The 14568-nt window shown below is 55.4% G+C and carries 13 protein-coding genes; 3 read left to right on the top strand and 10 right to left on the bottom strand.

All coding sequences use genetic code 11. The annotated features are described in order from the left end of the window. Positions 1 to 2 precede the first annotated feature (2 nt). The gene (locus P1X16_RS14120) at positions 3 to 1133 is read right to left on the bottom strand and encodes a PorP/SprF family type IX secretion system membrane protein (protein ID WP_277230073.1); all 1131 of its coding nucleotides are present in this window, start codon (positions 1131 to 1133) and stop codon (positions 3 to 5) included. A 282-nt stretch (positions 1134 to 1415) separates the two neighbouring features. Between P1X16_RS14120 and P1X16_RS14115 the strand changes: the two genes are divergently transcribed. After that, positions 1416 to 4484, top strand: a complete 3069-nt coding sequence (locus tag P1X16_RS14115) for an AsmA-like C-terminal region-containing protein (RefSeq protein ID WP_277230070.1) — start codon at positions 1416 to 1418, stop codon at positions 4482 to 4484. A 145-nt stretch (positions 4485 to 4629) separates the two neighbouring features. Continuing rightward, positions 4630 to 5442: a DUF4382 domain-containing protein gene (locus tag P1X16_RS14110; protein ID WP_277230067.1), complete on the top strand. Its 813-nt coding sequence runs from the start codon at positions 4630 to 4632 to the stop codon at positions 5440 to 5442. Between the two features lie 222 nt (positions 5443 to 5664). On the opposite strand, the gene P1X16_RS14105 is transcribed toward P1X16_RS14110, so the two are convergent. From P1X16_RS14105 to fumC, 7 genes are all read right to left on the bottom strand, one after another. Further along, complete coding sequence (locus tag P1X16_RS14105; protein WP_277230064.1) at positions 5665 to 6285, bottom strand: thioredoxin family protein; 621 nt, start codon at positions 6283 to 6285, stop codon at positions 5665 to 5667. 105 nt (positions 6286 to 6390) lie between these two features. After that, complete coding sequence (locus P1X16_RS14100) at positions 6391 to 6894, bottom strand: DinB family protein (RefSeq protein WP_277230061.1); 504 nt, start codon at positions 6892 to 6894, stop codon at positions 6391 to 6393. Between the two features lie 149 nt (positions 6895 to 7043). Next, positions 7044 to 7517, bottom strand: coding sequence for a hypothetical protein (locus P1X16_RS14095; protein WP_277230058.1), 474 nt, complete (start codon positions 7515 to 7517; stop codon positions 7044 to 7046). Positions 7518 to 7756: 239 nt separating this feature from the next. Further along, positions 7757 to 8161, bottom strand: coding sequence for a diacylglycerol kinase family protein (locus P1X16_RS14090; protein WP_277230056.1), 405 nt, complete (start codon positions 8159 to 8161; stop codon positions 7757 to 7759). Then, positions 8148 to 8747 (bottom strand): GNAT family protein, encoded by a 600-nt coding sequence (locus P1X16_RS14085; RefSeq protein WP_277230053.1) that lies wholly within the window; start codon positions 8745 to 8747, stop codon positions 8148 to 8150. Before P1X16_RS14085 ends, P1X16_RS14090 begins: the two co-directional genes overlap by 14 nt. A 76-nt stretch (positions 8748 to 8823) precedes the next feature. Beyond that, positions 8824 to 9885, bottom strand: a complete 1062-nt coding sequence (locus P1X16_RS14080; RefSeq protein ID WP_277230050.1) for a DHH family phosphoesterase — start codon at positions 9883 to 9885, stop codon at positions 8824 to 8826. A gap of 149 nt (positions 9886 to 10034) precedes the next feature. Beyond that, complete coding sequence (gene fumC, locus P1X16_RS14075) at positions 10035 to 11438, bottom strand: class II fumarate hydratase (RefSeq protein ID WP_277230047.1); 1404 nt, start codon at positions 11436 to 11438, stop codon at positions 10035 to 10037. A gap of 194 nt (positions 11439 to 11632) precedes the next feature. Between fumC and P1X16_RS14070 the strand changes: the two genes are divergently transcribed. Continuing rightward, positions 11633 to 11881 (top strand): hypothetical protein, encoded by a 249-nt coding sequence (locus P1X16_RS14070; RefSeq protein WP_277230044.1) that lies wholly within the window; start codon positions 11633 to 11635, stop codon positions 11879 to 11881. A 94-nt stretch (positions 11882 to 11975) separates the two neighbouring features. Here the strand turns inward: P1X16_RS14070 and P1X16_RS14065 are convergent, their stop codons facing one another. Together P1X16_RS14065 and P1X16_RS14060 are read right to left on the bottom strand one after the other, a co-directional pair. Continuing rightward, on the bottom strand, positions 11976 to 13463 hold the full coding sequence (locus P1X16_RS14065) for a TonB family protein (protein WP_277230041.1): 1488 nt from the start codon (positions 13461 to 13463) through the stop codon (positions 11976 to 11978). Further along, positions 13450 to 14097 (bottom strand): sigma-70 family RNA polymerase sigma factor, encoded by a 648-nt coding sequence (locus P1X16_RS14060; RefSeq protein ID WP_277230039.1) that lies wholly within the window; start codon positions 14095 to 14097, stop codon positions 13450 to 13452. The genes P1X16_RS14065 and P1X16_RS14060 overlap by 14 nt, the downstream gene beginning before the upstream one ends. Between the last annotated feature and the right edge of the window lie 471 nt (positions 14098 to 14568).

Here is a 14568-nt window from a genome sequence, read left to right as displayed (position 1 = left end):
AATCAAAATGCGGGACAAGGCGCAACCGGGTAATTCCGACGTTTTAATCGGCGCCAAGCAGCATCGAGCGAATCAAACGCACGAAGGGCCAAAGAAATTTCGTGTGCGCCACCTAATTCTGCACTTAATGCGCTCAGGCCGATATCATAAGCATATCCGACCCGAAAACTGCCGAGGCTAAGGCCAGCAATAGCGGTTAGAATTTGTTGCGGACGGGGGGCGCCAGGCAAGGGCACACCCCGGTATACGAGGCCAAGCGTGAGGGGCGTAATAGTACCATAAAGTCCAGCTTCAGCCCGCTCAGAACCGCCCTGCCGTACGTAGTGTACCGTGGGCGTTACGCTGATTTCGCGATACTGCTGCTTTTCGGTGCTCCGCACAAAATAGTGCTTGTAGCCCGTGCTTAGCTCCAGACGCAACGGCAATTTGGCCTGCGCACGAAAGCCTAAGTCGGGCTGATTGAGGTGCTGACCTGCGGCCGACACCCAAAACCGTTCGCCGTACAGTAACAAGCCTACTCCTACACTAGCGTAATTGACGGGCGTAAAGTCAACGACTTCGCGGGTAGGCATGCTGGTGGAGCCATCTTCGGCGAGTTGGTCACCGAAGACGAGATTGTCGTAGCTGATGCGTTGGTTGCCGTAGCTAGCGCGTATGCCACCACTAAAGGCCAGGTCTTTGGTAAGACGAGTGTGATAGGCATAGATGCCTCCTACTTCCACGCGGGTGTAGCCGAGGCCGCCAGTACGGTCATGGTTAATAAGCAAGCCCACGGCATTGCGCTGATCTTTGAATCGATAATCGGCGGCGAGTTGGCTGGTTTGAAAGGTGCCAGCCAGCGTAGGAAACTGGTTGCGGTAGCTGAGCGTTACGCTGGCATCGTCGAGTAGGCCAGCATAGGCAGGATTCTGATTGAGACGTGTGGCGTAGGGTTGGGCGAAATACAAATCTTGCGCAGCGGCTGGCAATGCCAGTGCCATAGCCCCGGCCAGCAATGGCTGCCGCAGCTTGCGCTCCTTTGTAAATCTCCGTCCGGTTTGCCCCTTCATCAGTGTGATAAACGCACGACCGGCGGCGCGTAGTGCGTCGCCGGACTTGTTTGCAGAAACTAAATTGCTGAATTCCTTACGCATTAAGTGAAAATCTCAACCACAAATCGATGAGTGAGCCCGTTTTCTGGCCCAGCGCCCCGGACAGACAAGACAGGGGTTGCTACTTTTGTACGTTTACCACGGCTTGGTACCTCGTACTTGGCACTTAGGTTGTTTAGGCAAATAATATTCTTGATTTCAAGCCTTTACCATTGCCTTGAGCTGCACCCTAAGGAAGCAATGTACTTCGTTGTATGCTAGTGTTGTACAGCTTTTTCGAATTGGCACCAAGTCTCCACAACAAAGCCTTCAAGCACAATATATATGCGTAAATTCTGGATTGGATTGCTGATTTTTCTGGTGGTGCTGGTGGCGGGTATCGCCCTTACACCTATCCTCTTCAAAGACAAAATCAAGCAGGCCCTCGACAAGCAGCTAGCCGAGCGAGTCGATGCGAAGGTACAGTACGACCCTAACAATGTCAGCCTAAGTCTATTCAGCAGTTTCCCTGACCTAGCCTTGGGCATTGACGAGCTACGCGTAATTGGGCAAGACTCGTTTGCCCACGACACCCTGGCTTATTTGCCTTCGTTCCGGGTGGGATTGGATTTGATGAGCGTTGTGAGCGGCGACCAAATCAAAATCAAGAGCATCTTGCTCGACCGGCCCGACATCAGCGTGAAGGTGTTGAAAAGCGGCAAAGCCAACTGGGACGTAATGCTGTCGGACTCGGCAGCAGCGGCCAAGGGCCAGGATACCACGGCCCTGAACCTAGCTATCAGCAAATGGGAAGTAACCGATGGCCACGTCCGCTACGAAGACCGCACCTTACCCTTCAGCATGGAGTTGCGTGGCCTCAACCACACCGGCTCCGGCGACTTTGCCAGCAACGTCTTCGACTTGGTGAGCGAAACTACCGCCGACCAATTTTCGATGACTTACGATGGCACCGAATACGTGAGCAAGAAAAAGCTGGCAGCCGACGTAACTATGGCCATGGACCTGGGCAAAATGTTGTTCACCTTCAAAGACAACAAGGTACAGCTCAACGATTTCCCGGCCACTTTTCAGGGTTCTATTGGGCTGCCCAATGCCACCGACATAACCTATGACCTGACGTTTAAAGCGCTGGAAACCGACTTCAAGAATATTCTGAGCTTGGTGCCGGGCGTGTACACGGCGCAGTTTAAGGATGTAGAAGCCGGGGGAAAAGTAGCGTTCGATGGCTACTTCAAAGGCGTACAGAACGCCGTGAAGATGCCGGGCTACGGCGTGAACCTGCAAATAAACAACGGCACGTTCCACTACCCGCAATTGCCGCAAGCTGCTAAGAACATCAACGTGAATATGGTGGTCGATAACCCTTCGGGTTTCACCAACAACGTGAAGGTGAACGTGAAGCAGTTCCACCTGGACCTTGGCGCCAACCCAATTGATGGCAACGTAGCTATTGACGGCCTAGAGCCAATGAAGGTGGATGGCCGCGTGAAAGCCAACGTGGACCTGGCGGAAATGATGAAAGTGTATCCGGTGCAGGACCTCGCCTTGCGCGGCAAGCTGTTTGTGGATGGCACGGCCAAAGGCACCTACTCTAGCACGCAGATGCCGGTAGTACAAGCCAAGATGAACCTGACTGACGGCTACGTGAAATCCAAGCAGTTTCCGGCTCCTATCGAGAACCTGTTGGTAACGGGCACTGTGCTGAATCCTACGGGGCAACTGAACGACACACGGGTTGATATTTCCAACTTCCGGATGTTGCTGGAGGGCGAGCCACTGGAAGGCCGCGTGGCAACTCAAGGCGTTGACAAGCTACGCTTCGATGCCGACGTGAAAGGGGTGGTTGATTTAACTAAGCTCACCAAGATTTTCCCGCTGGAAGGCATGACCGTAACCGGCCGCCTCAATGGCAACGTAGCCGCCAAGGGCAACATGGCCGACATTGAAGCCGGCCGTTACCAGACGGTGGTGGCTTCGGGTACGGTGAACGCACAGAATATCACCTATAAGAGCACCGACTTGCCGCAAGGCATGAAGGTGACCAAAGCCACGGCCACTTTCAACAACAACCAGATTACACTCCAGAACATGAGTGGCTTCGTGGGCTCGTCGGACATTGCGGCTTCGGGTACCATCTCCAACTATATGGGCTACTTGTTTGTACCGGGTCAGCCCTTGCGCGGCAACCTCACGGTGAACTCGCAGCGCTTCAATATGAACGAGTGGATGGTAGACGAAGTAAGTGCGAAGCCTACTACTGGCGCAACGGCTGCTACCAAAGCCCCTGCCACCGCTACCAAGGCAGACGGTGTGCTACAAATCCCGAAGGAGTTTGACCTGACACTGAACACCAACGTGGGACAGGTTATCTACGACAACCTGAAGCTAGATAACGTAAAAGGCACAGTAGGCGTGCGCGACGAAACGGCCACGTTGCAAGGCCTCACTTTCAACACGCTCGGGGGTACGTTTGGCACCAATGGCTCGTACAGCAGCAAAAACCTGGCGCACCCCAAGTTCAACTTCGGGCTTAACATCAAGAACCTGGATTTCCAGAATGCCTTCAATACCTTTAATTCGGTGCGCGCCATGGTGCCTCTGGCCGACAACCTGGAAGGCATCTTCTCGACCAACTTCAACGTGAGTGGCGAACTAGGGCCTGATATGATGCCCAACTACAGTACGCTCACTGGCAAAGGCATATTCGAGGTAGTTCGGGCGGCTGTGAGTGGCTCGCCGGTTATCAACAAGATCAGCAGCCTCACGCAGTTTCAGGAGTTGAAAAGCTTTGCCGTCAACAACAAGGATGTAGCGGCCGAAATCATCAACGGCAACTTCATTGTAAAACCGTTTGACCTAACCGTGGGCCAGATCAAGATGACGGTAGGTGGCTCCAACAACATTGGCAACGGTGGGCTGGAGTATGTAACGGCCCTGAATGTGCCGACTGGCAAGCTCGGCAACCAACTCAACAGCCAACTAACCCGCTTAACGGGGGTACAGAACCTGCAAGGCACCGAGCGGGTAACTCTAGGCCTAAACATTGGTGGCACAGTAGCGAATCCGCAGGTGAAGCTGGCCACTGGCAGCGTGAAAGCGCAGGCTAAAGACTTGGTAGGCAATATCGTGCAGGCGAAAGTTGACGGAGCCAAGTTGCAGTTGCAAGCAAAAGCTAAAGTAGCACAAGACAGCCTCCAACGTGAGGTGCAACGCAAGCAACTGGAGCTACAAGCCAAAGCTCAGCAAGAAGTTGAAAAGAAAAAACTCGAGCTGGAGTCGAAGGCCAAGCAAGGACTTAACAACTTACTTTTTGGTAAGCCGAAGTCGAAACCTGCTCCTCAGAGTACGCCAAAGCCAACCGAAACAGCAGATAGTACAAAATCGGGTCAGTAGAACTTTTTTTTGACGATTTGAGGCAAATCGGCACACTTGTTGCCGTTAACGGAGCAGCTCGATTGATCGGGCTGCTCCGTTGTCTTTTCATACTTACCCTATTCAGTTTTAGTATATGCGGTTTGGTACTCTCCTTCCTTTAGCAATGTTGACAACTGCTGTAGCTTTCACCAGCTGCAGCAAAGACGATGACTCCGGTTCTTCTAAACTGCAAGTAAAGCTGATGGATGCACCTGGTGACTTCCAGAAAGTGGTGCTTGATGTACAGCAGATTGAAGTTCACCTAAAAGAAGAAAACGACCCCGAGGGCTGGAAGATCCTTCCTTTTCAAGCCCAAACTATCAACGTACTCGATTACGTTAATGGCCGTTCGGCGCTGCTAGTAGACACTGATTTCGAGCCCGGCGACCTAAAAGAGATTCGCTTGAAGCTTGGCCCAGCCAGTTATGTTATTGGCAAAGATGGCCAACAGTACGATCTCAAGACGCCAAGCGGGCAAACCTCGGGCGTGAAGCTGAAACTCGATAAGGCAGCCGTACAGGAGCGCGCAACCTTCCAGCTACTGCTCGACTTCGACGTAGCTAAGTCAATTGTAGAGCGTGGCAACTGGCGCCCCGGCAACGACAAGAAAGAGCGGTATTTGTTGAAGCCCGTTATCCGGGTAGTTGCGCAAGATTTGCGTGCCGGCCTGCGTGGCACAGTTACTCCTGCCGCTGCTCGGCCCCAGGTACTGGCTATCCGCTCGTCCATAACAGTACCTGATACTTTCAGCACCGCAGCCGATGCTGCCGGAGCGTACCAATTGAGCGGGTTGCCATCTGGTACGTACCGCGTCGAGTTTTTCCCGACTACCACGGCCCCAACCGGCCAGCCTGAGTACAAGAACGTGGTGAAGTCTAACATCAGCGTTGTGAACGACCAAGTTACCGACCTAGGCTCAACCTCACTGACCCAATAAGCCCCTTACTCACCACACTTAACTAAGCAGTACCTATAGTTATTGAGTGATTATTACCTCTATAAATACTTGACTACTAAATATATTATCTAACACAATCCACTATTTATATCTGCCTCTTGGTTACAGGCTTCAAGAACGGCTAATAACTTAGAGCTTGAAAGCGAAAAAAACCTCTCCCTTGCTTAAGGGAAGAGGTTTTTCGTTTTTATGACAGTACGCTTACTCTAGGCCTTGTATCAGCGCCAACAACTCCTGCTGCGTGGCTTGCGTTTTATTTTGGGCATACCAGCCGTGGATCTTCTCCGCGTATTCTTCGTGAGTGGCACCTTGCGCTTTCAAGCCGAGTAGTAGCTCTTGAGCGGGCGCCGGGCGTGGGCCCCAACTTGCCACCTCTGTAAGCGTATCAGCCCGCAGCACAATCAACTTAGGAATAGAGCGGGTACCATTGGTAAGGTACTGATCCATCAAATCCAAGTTATCGTCGCGGAGCAAGTAGCGGGTGCTGAGCTTGCCGGCGCTGGCTTGCGCTACAGCTTCCAGAACGGGCACAATCTGGGCCGCATCGCCGCACCATCCCTCCGTGATAACCAAACCAATATAGTCTTGGCGCAAATTGGCTAGGGCCACTTGCAGTTCAGGTAGTACCCGCACCATCTTATCAATGCGCTGCATGCGCTGCACGTTGAGGCGCGTGTACTCGGTAAGCTTGTCGGACTGCTGCGGACCGGTGGTTAGGTTGTGGGCCAGCAGGCCGTCGATCAACTGGCGATAACTAGCGTACGAATGAGCCGCCTGTAGGCGCTCTGGCGTGAGAACAGGGGCAACTAATGGGTTCGGCATGAGTGAGGTTACTATTAGTCGAGTATAGATGTCCCTATAACAAAGAAAAGCCCATTTTGGTGGCCGCAATTGACACCAAAATGGGCTTCTGCTACTTCGGAAACTTTACAAACTTGGCGCGTCAGCCATAGCTGCCTTAGCCGACAGTTCGCGGCAGTACGTAATAAAGTCGGTATTGATAGGCTCGAGACCCGCAGCCCGCAATTCCTTCGCCACTTGGGCGCGGTGATAATTGGCGTGTACCGGCACGTGGGTAAAGATGTCGGACACTTGGCTGGTGTAAGTTTCACCAATAGAGTTGGTGTACGAAATCAGGCGCTGCAACTCGGCTTCGTCAGCATTGAGTACGTACTGATGAAACCGCTCAGAAGTCTGTTCGTGCCAGTGGTGCAGCGTAGCTAAGTCGTGCTCTTGCCACACTTTCACGGGGCTAGGCGTAGCCGTAAGACGGCCCAGCCAAATAGCCTGGGCATTGAGTACGTGACTGAAAATGCGCAATCCTCCGGCCGGGAGCGTAGCGCCATTGGCTACAAGCTGATCGAGGTGGTTAAGCAGGGTAGTATTGGCCCATACGTTGTAGGCGCCCAGCTTTTCGTTGGTATTGATCATGAGGTTGGTCTTGAATTTTGCCTGAAAAATAAGGAGAGAAAAGTGCTTCGATGATGAAGTTGGGTTTCCGATAACAACAAGCTTCATGAAACCACTCGGCCACGAGAGGGTGAGCAGGTCAACGAGCTACTCTCTCCATTCTGCTTTTGCTAGCGGGAATCTTGCCAAACCAATCTTTCTTCGGTCCGGCGCTTCGTGAAGTAGCGGCAGTTACCGTCGCCTTTGCCCGTGATACCACCCTCCGGATGACAGATTATTTTTCCGTTTTGGTCGTAGAGGTTGGAGTACTGGTCGCAGCAGCCCAAGGTTTCATAGTACACCACTTGGTCTTCGAAACGGTAGCGCATAATGCGGGCCGGTGGGTTTTGCCGCGGCTCCGCCGATAGTTTCTGGATGCGTGCTTCCAGCCAACCAGGCCGGGCGGCAGTATCGAACTGCACCATGGTGCCGTCGGGTACGGGTGTGACGGTGTTCTGCGAGGTCGGGGCGGGCGTAGAGACACTGCTGGTGTTGCCGCTGGCCGGAGGATCTGTCGGTGTAGTGACGACCACATTCCGCTGGCAAGCCACACCAAGCAAAAGCAACGCTGCCACCGGAACCGACCGAAAGAGAGAGGGACGCATAAGGCGAAGAAAAGAGGGCGCGAGAAGTAGCGGGCCCATCCAAAGCGCGAGCCCAACCGTCAGCTTACGCCCATCAAAGCACAGGGTTCGGTAAGCGCAGCACAAGCTTCAGCTTAAGTTGCGTAGCTTAAGAAGAAGGCCCAAGGTATACTGTTCATAGTCTGTAACATAGCCTCCCATGGCAACTCACGCAGCTGCGGTAGTCACAACGACTTACAGGTAGGAATTTAAGCTGAAGGTCAGGCGACGAATAGCGCCCACACCCGCGGACCGAATATCAACAGTCCTACGACCAAGGCTGCTACGGCTCCTACCAACACGGCGCCGGCAGCTACGTCTTTGGCCCGCCCGGCCAGCGGGTGGTATTCCGGCGACACTAAATTTACAACGGCTTCCACAGCTGTGTTCATCAACTCCAACCCCCACACCACTCCTACCGCCAGCGCGACAAGCGCCCACTCCAGCCAACTCAGCCGGAAGTAGAAGCCAAGACCAATAACTACCACCGTAGCCACGGCGTGGAATTGCAAGTGAATTTCTGAGCGCAGGGCGGCGGCTACGCCCCGAAACGCGTAACCGAAGCTTGCTGCCCGGCGGCGCACCAGGGCCGGAAAGCGGCGAGGTGGCAACTCAGGCTGATTCACGAGCATCGAATTCGCGGAATGTCTTCTGCCGCAGCACGTTCCACTCGGGTTTGATGACACTAAAAATGACGGTGTCGCGCCGACGGCCGCCTTGGGTATAGCGGTGGCTGCGCAAGATGCCTTCCTCGGTAGCCCCCATGCGCTGCATGGCGTCTCTCGACTTTTGGTTGTGCGCATCGGTTTCCAGTTCCACCCGCTCGCAGCCGAGCACCTCGAAGGCGTGCCGGAACAGCAGATATTTTGCGGCACGGTTTAGGCCCGTTCTTTGAAACTCGCTACCTATCCAAGTGTAACCAATAGAAAGCCGCGCTTCCTCCAGTTCGATGTTATAGTAGCTGGTGCTGCCGGCCACCCGGTCGGTGTCTTTGTCGATGACAAGGAAAGGGTAGCGCCGCTGCTGCTCCCGCCCCTGCAGGGCCGCGGCGATGTACGCAGCCAAGCTGATTCGGTCGTCGGCGCGGGTGAGGGTGTACTGCCATAGTTCGGGCTCGAAGGCAACAGTCTGTAAGTCTTCGAAGTCCGTGACAGCCAAAGGTCGCAACAGAACGCGGTTGTTTTCGAGGATAATGTCCTGAGTGAAATCCATAGCGTCAGCAACTGAAGTAAGGCAATACCAAATATGCCTAAAAAAGATTCAGTAGTAAGTATATGGGAATGGCCCGCTAAAATCCGAGGCCCTGCAAGAGTAACTGGTACTGCGCCAAAGGCAGATGACCACCACTGGCTTGCGGGTGGCCGTGCGCAAAATTAGCGGGCGGCTCGGCACCCGTGCGAGCAAAGGCCTCGCGCAAGATATTGGGAATGTGTAAGTCGCGGCTAGCAGCCCGGCCGGATACGGCTACTACGCCATCAGGCAAATAACCCAGGTTGGCACACAGCACTACCCGGTCGGGGAGGCGCTGAATCCACTGCTGTGCAACGAGCGGATGAATCTGGCAGGGCGAGTCAATAGTGATCAGTGCTACCGGTGAAGCAGCTGGACCAGCGGGCGGAAACTTTGGTGGCATTTTGCGCGCCACGGCAAGGTCCGCAGCTACTTCGGCCCGGTAGCCAGCCAGCGTGGCGTCTTGTGCTAGGCCGCGCGGGTTATCGTCGTGGAGCAGGTAGCGCAGAGGTAGCTCGAGGTTGAAGGAGCCAGCACGACGGGCTGCATTGCACATGGCTACGGCTTCTTTCAACCACTTGGCCGTGTGTTGCTTTTTGGTTTCAGCCAGAGGCGGCCACGGAGCCTGGTCGCCGAGGTCGGAGAGGATGCCGATGGCGGCCACCCACCGCAAGTCGGTTATGTCGGCTTCAGCAGCGAGCAGCTCGTAAGCCAGCCACGCCGAACATGGCACCGGGTCGAGGCCATAGCCCGTGAGTACCGTGCTGCCAGCGGGTGGCATGCCCTCCGGAATATGGTGGTCGACGTAGAGCACTGGCACTCCGGCCGCTTCGAGTGTGCCGTGCTCATGCACCCCTAAGTCGGTGACGATAAGCGCATCTGGCTTATGCGCCAGCAACATTTCGTGGACGCTCGGCGTCAAGAAAGCGTTTTCGCCCTTACCTGACGGCAACACCTCTACCTGCCACTCTGGACTGATGCGGTTCAGCCCGCGACCAAACAATGCGCCGGCTGCTAGTCCATCGGCATCGAAATGGCAATACACCACTACCCGACCCGCCGCCGGAATCTGGTTTAGAAAGGCACGAAAAGGCGTTACAAACTGAGGATAGGCCGACATGAAAACGAGCAGCCGGCCTAGTAGCCAGCTGCTCGTTGTTCGTAAACTGTGTTGTTAAGGTTCGGGAAGAAGCTGAGAGGCAAGACTAAAGTCTAGCTCTGCTCCTTGAAATAAGGAGGGAGCTAATCCTACTAACTTCTGGTTCCTTGCTACTTCTTAATCTCGCCTACCATGTCCTCGGGCTTCAGCCACTCGTTGAATTGCTCTTCGGTGAGGTAGCCGAGTTGCAGGGCAGTTTCTTTGAGAGTCGAGCCGTTTTTGTGGGCAGTTTGGGCAATTTCGGCGGCTTTGTAGTACCCGATGTGCGGGTTCAAGGCCGTTACCAGCATCAGGCTGCTGTCAACGTGCTTCTTGATGTTGGCTTCGATGGGCTCGATGCCGGTGGCGCACTTGTCGTTGAAGCTCACGCACACGTCGCCGATGAGGCGGGCAGAGTGCAGGAAGTTGTAAATCATGACTGGCTTAAACACGTTCAGCTCGAAGTGGCCATTCATGCCGCCGATGTTGATGGCGACGTCATTGCCCATCACCTGCGCGGCTACCATAGTCATAGCTTCCGCTTGGGTGGGGTTCACCTTGCCGGGCATGATGCTGGAACCCGGCTCGTTATCGGGAATGTGCAGCTCGCCGATGCCCGCACGGGGGCCCGAAGCCAACAGGCGGGTATCGTTGGCAATCTTCATCAGGCTGGCAGCCACCGTTTTGAGGGCACCGTGAGCTTCTACAATGGCATCATGCGCGGCCAGGGCCTCAAACTTGTTTTCAGCCGTGATGAAGGGCAGCCCCGTTAGGTCGGCTATGTGCTTGGCTACGTTTTCGGAGTAGCCGGGAGGCGTGTTGATGCCTGTGCCAACGGCGGTACCACCCAAGGCCAATTCCGAAAGGTGCGCCAGCGTGTTCTTGATAGCGCGCAAGCCGTGGTCGAGCTGCGACACATAGCCCGAAAACTCTTGGCCTACCGTCAGCGGGGTGGCATCCATGAGGTGGGTACGCCCGATTTTCACGATGTGCATGAACTGCTCGCTCTTGCTTTTCAGCGTGTCGCGCAGCTTTTCGATGCCCGGAATCGTGACTTCCACCAGAATCTTGTAGGCCGCAATGTGCATGGCCGTCGGGAAGGTGTCGTTGCTGCTCTGGCTCTTGTTTACGTCGTCGTTGGGGGCCAGCACTTTCTTTTCATCCGAAAGCTGGCCGCCTTGCAGCACGTGGCCGCGGTAGGCCACCACCTCGTTCACGTTCATGTTCGACTGCGTGCCCGAACCCGTTTGCCACACCACCAGCGGAAACTCCTTGTCGAGCTTGCCTTCCAGAATTTCGTCGCATACCCGGCCAATCAGCTCGGCTTTGTCGGCCGGCAGGATACCCGCGTCGCGGTTGGTGAAGGCGGCGGCCTTTTTGAGGTAGGCGAAGGCGCGGATTATTTCCTTGGGCATCCGGTTGATGTCCTGCGCAATCTGGAAGTTGTCGATGGAGCGCTGCGTTTGGGCGCCGTAGTAGGCGTCGGCGGGCACCTGTACGGTACCCATGGTGTCTTTCTCGGTGCGGAACTGCATGAAGTGGGTGATTAGGTGAGGAAGTGACTGTATTGAAATGACAGGCTCTAGCTGACGGGCGCAAAAGTACACACCGCGCCGGGCTCCGGGGCAGCTAGTTCAAAATTCTGTTATCGGGTAGCACTTATTCTCCGGACATAGTCAAGTAGCTAGGCTCTTGCGTACAACCACCTAATCACTCTTCTTTTTGCGCTATGAAAAAAACTTTTGAATCAGAATCCGACGCCTTGGCTACGCCTTCTGCTACCCCAACTACTGCCCAAGCTCCCGCAACCACGCCCGAATCAGACGAAAACTCCACCGAAAAAAAGCCTGTGCCAGCCGGTAACGGTGCCCCTGACTACAGTGACGTGGAAATCAAAACCGAATCTGACCTGCCTCAGCCCGAAAAGCCCGGCGGCAGCGCCACCGAACCCGAAAGCGGCGGTGGCTACAGCGGCTAAATAAGCAAGACTGTGAAGCACTGATAATGGGGAGGTTGAGGTTCTGCAGGCGTTAATAACGCAGCTCGAACATCAGCCTCCCCATTGCATGAGCTTACCTGTGGTCTTCCGGCCGGAACGGGACACTGACTTCCACGGTGCGGGCGGTCCGCCGCCCCTTTTGAACGGCAGGGTACCATTTCGGGCCTTCTTTGAGCAGGCGGATAGCTTCGGCGTCGCACTCTTCGGAAATGCCACGCACTACTTTGATATCCTGCAGGCTGCCATCTTCGGCTACTGTGAAGCTGAGCTTCACGTTTCCTTCCTTGCCTTCCTTGAGCGCCTCTTCCGGGTATTCCAGCTCTTTCTTCAGGTACTCCTGAAATGCTTTATACCCACCTGCCGGGAGGGCGCCAATGGAGATGGGCGCTGGCGGCCGCTCACGCCGCACCACTACCACTTCGTTGAGCGACTTCGTATCGGGCGCAAGAGCCAAGGCCACCAGGGTATCTTTCGGGGCAAGGCCCTGCTCCGAAGCAGCAAATCCAACATAGCTGAAGGTCAACGCCTTTACTGATTCAGGCACGAGCAACGAAAACGAGCCGTCGGCGGCCGTAGTGGTTGCTAGGTTAGTGCCCTTAGCTGCCACCGTCACGCCCGGCAGGAGTGCGCCGCTGGTGCGGTCCGTGACCCGGCCGCGCACCACCCGCATGCTCGCCGGCGCCGCCACCGCAGATTCAATTCGTCCATTTAAACTGTTGCTGACCATAGGCTTAGAGACCGATGCAGCTTGGGTGTTAGCCGGTTTGGCTTTCGGAGTTGGCGCCATTCGGGCGTAGGCCGCAGAGCTTTCCTTGTTGCCGTGTGCTTGTTTGGTTGCAGCCAACTGCGCAGTATCGGCGGCAACAGGAGCAGCTGCTTTGCTTTCTTCAGCAACACTCGCCACATCTGCCGTTCCCGCGACTGCCTCATTTGCTAGCGTGACAGCAGACACTTCGGTTGTCGTACCTTCTTGCTGGCGTCTTGCGTTCAACCTGCTGCGTGTTGGCTTCGACAACGTTACTGCCTCGTTTTGCTTTACCGGCGCAGGCGCAGAAGCAATAGCCTTGTCGGTTAGTGCCGCTTCTGTGTGCACCTCTGGCGCAGACGCAGCAGGTTCCGACGAAGGCTTCGCGGCTTCTTCAAGCTTTTTTTCCGGCTGGCGCATTGCTATTTGCGGGGCAGCAGCTGGGCCTTCGGTGGTCCGGCGCACTCCTAACCATATGGCCGTGCTTACAAGCAGTAAGACTATAGCCGCTGCCATTTGCCGCCAGGGCCACATCGGTACCACTGGGGCAACATCGGGCTGCTCTTGGGCTAGGCGGGCGCGCAGGCGGGCTTGCAGGTCGCTTACGGCCTGGTCGGTGGTGGCGAGGTCGGTTTGAGAAAGGCCTTCGAGTACGTCGGCGCAGCGGGAGCAGGTCAGGGTGTGGGCTTCTACATGGTGCTGCTCGGCCGCCGAGAGCGTACCGGCCACGTACTGTCGCAGCACCGCCATTGGCAGGTGCTGCCCCCCCGACGCATCGGGCGACAGTAGAGCAGGAAGTTGATCAGCGGGCCGCATCAGAAGAGAAAGACGTAGTGGGCGGTGAAGATTCGAGGTTGCGCTTGAGGTTGCGCTTACCGTTTTGCAGATGACTTTTTACCGTGTTCAGGTCGTAGCCAGTTTCCTGGCTGATGTCGCGGTAACATTTCTTTTCCAGAAAGAACAGTTCCAAACATCGTCGTTGGCCTTCGGGCAAAACACCCAAAGCATGTTCGAGGGCTTGTAGGCGGGCTTCGGCGAAAGTGGCTTCGTCGGGGTCATCAGGTTCTAGATGCTCGGCCACTACCGATTCCATATCGGCGGCATCCGGAAAATGTAACACCAGCGCCCCACCTCGGTCGGGGCCGGGCCGCTGCCGGGCCCGCAGTATCATCAAGCAGTGGTTGCGGGCCGTGGCGTGCAGCCAAGCCGGGAAATTGTCGACCTCGTGGCGCCGCAGCTTTTCAACTAGCACTTCGAAGAGTTGCATCACGGCGTCCTGCGCGTCGGCCTCGCCGGGCCCCAAGTACCGCCGGCAAATAGCAAATACCTCGGGCATATGGCGCTCATACAACACGCCCAAGTCGGCTACTTCGCCGTGCTGGCGGTAACAGGCCAGCAACTCCTCGTCGGATAGCTCGGTCGGCGACTTAGGACGGCGTTTGAAGAACATAGCTCAGCACAAACCTAGCACTAGCGACCTTCCTTTGGTGCGCCAGCCACCGGCTGCCCTGCCAAGATACGGCGGTTGCCGTTGCGACACCAACGGCTAGTTAGGCTCACCAGTATCTTATGCTAATTGTCATTCCGACGCAGGAGGAATCTGAGTTTAACCAATCAACGGTAATACCAGATTCCTCCTGCGTCGGAATGACAACTAGCATAAGACCTGGACACTTTTGTTAAGTTCGTGAAGATTTGTCTGCTCAGGGCAATCCGGTGCCCGAAGTCGAGCAAATAGGGTACCATGCTGCTCAACTGAGTTTGCGCCAATTGCACAGAGATTTTATTGAATTGTCTGCATCGGCGAATCTTGCAGTTTGAAGCCATCAACTGCCCAAAAAGCCCGTTCGTTACTGGCTGGCTACCGTATTTGAGCACTATCTTGTTCAACTTTTGCCCGCGGCTGGTTGGTGTGGGCGTT

Source organism: Hymenobacter sp. YC55, assembly GCF_029433095.1.
Lineage (GTDB): Bacteria > Bacteroidota > Bacteroidia > Cytophagales > Hymenobacteraceae > Hymenobacter.
This window is presented reverse-complemented; position numbering and strand designations above follow the sequence as displayed.

Bases quoted from the DNA above. Each gene is read 5' to 3' on its own strand.
- P1X16_RS14120 (WP_277230073.1), bottom strand. From the start codon at position 1,133: ATGCGTAAGGAATTCAGCAATTTAGTTTCTGCAAACAAGTCCGGCGAC.
- P1X16_RS14115 (WP_277230070.1), top strand. From the start codon at position 1,416: ATGCGTAAATTCTGGATTGGATTGCTGATTTTTCTGGTGGTGCTGGTG.
- P1X16_RS14110 (WP_277230067.1), top strand. From the start codon at position 4,630: ATGTTGACAACTGCTGTAGCTTTCACCAGCTGCAGCAAAGACGATGAC.
- P1X16_RS14105 (WP_277230064.1), bottom strand. From the start codon at position 6,285: ATGCCGAACCCATTAGTTGCCCCTGTTCTCACGCCAGAGCGCCTACAG.
- P1X16_RS14100 (WP_277230061.1), bottom strand. From the start codon at position 6,894: ATGATCAATACCAACGAAAAGCTGGGCGCCTACAACGTATGGGCCAAT.
- P1X16_RS14095 (WP_277230058.1), bottom strand. From the start codon at position 7,517: ATGCGTCCCTCTCTCTTTCGGTCGGTTCCGGTGGCAGCGTTGCTTTTG.
- P1X16_RS14085 (WP_277230053.1), bottom strand. From the start codon at position 8,747: ATGGATTTCACTCAGGACATTATCCTCGAAAACAACCGCGTTCTGTTG.
- P1X16_RS14080 (WP_277230050.1), bottom strand. From the start codon at position 9,885: ATGTCGGCCTATCCTCAGTTTGTAACGCCTTTTCGTGCCTTTCTAAAC.
- fumC (WP_277230047.1), bottom strand. From the start codon at position 11,438: ATGCAGTTCCGCACCGAGAAAGACACCATGGGTACCGTACAGGTGCCC.
- P1X16_RS14070 (WP_277230044.1), top strand. From the start codon at position 11,633: ATGAAAAAAACTTTTGAATCAGAATCCGACGCCTTGGCTACGCCTTCT.
- P1X16_RS14065 (WP_277230041.1), bottom strand. From the start codon at position 13,463: ATGCGGCCCGCTGATCAACTTCCTGCTCTACTGTCGCCCGATGCGTCG.
- P1X16_RS14060 (WP_277230039.1), bottom strand. From the start codon at position 14,097: ATGTTCTTCAAACGCCGTCCTAAGTCGCCGACCGAGCTATCCGACGAG.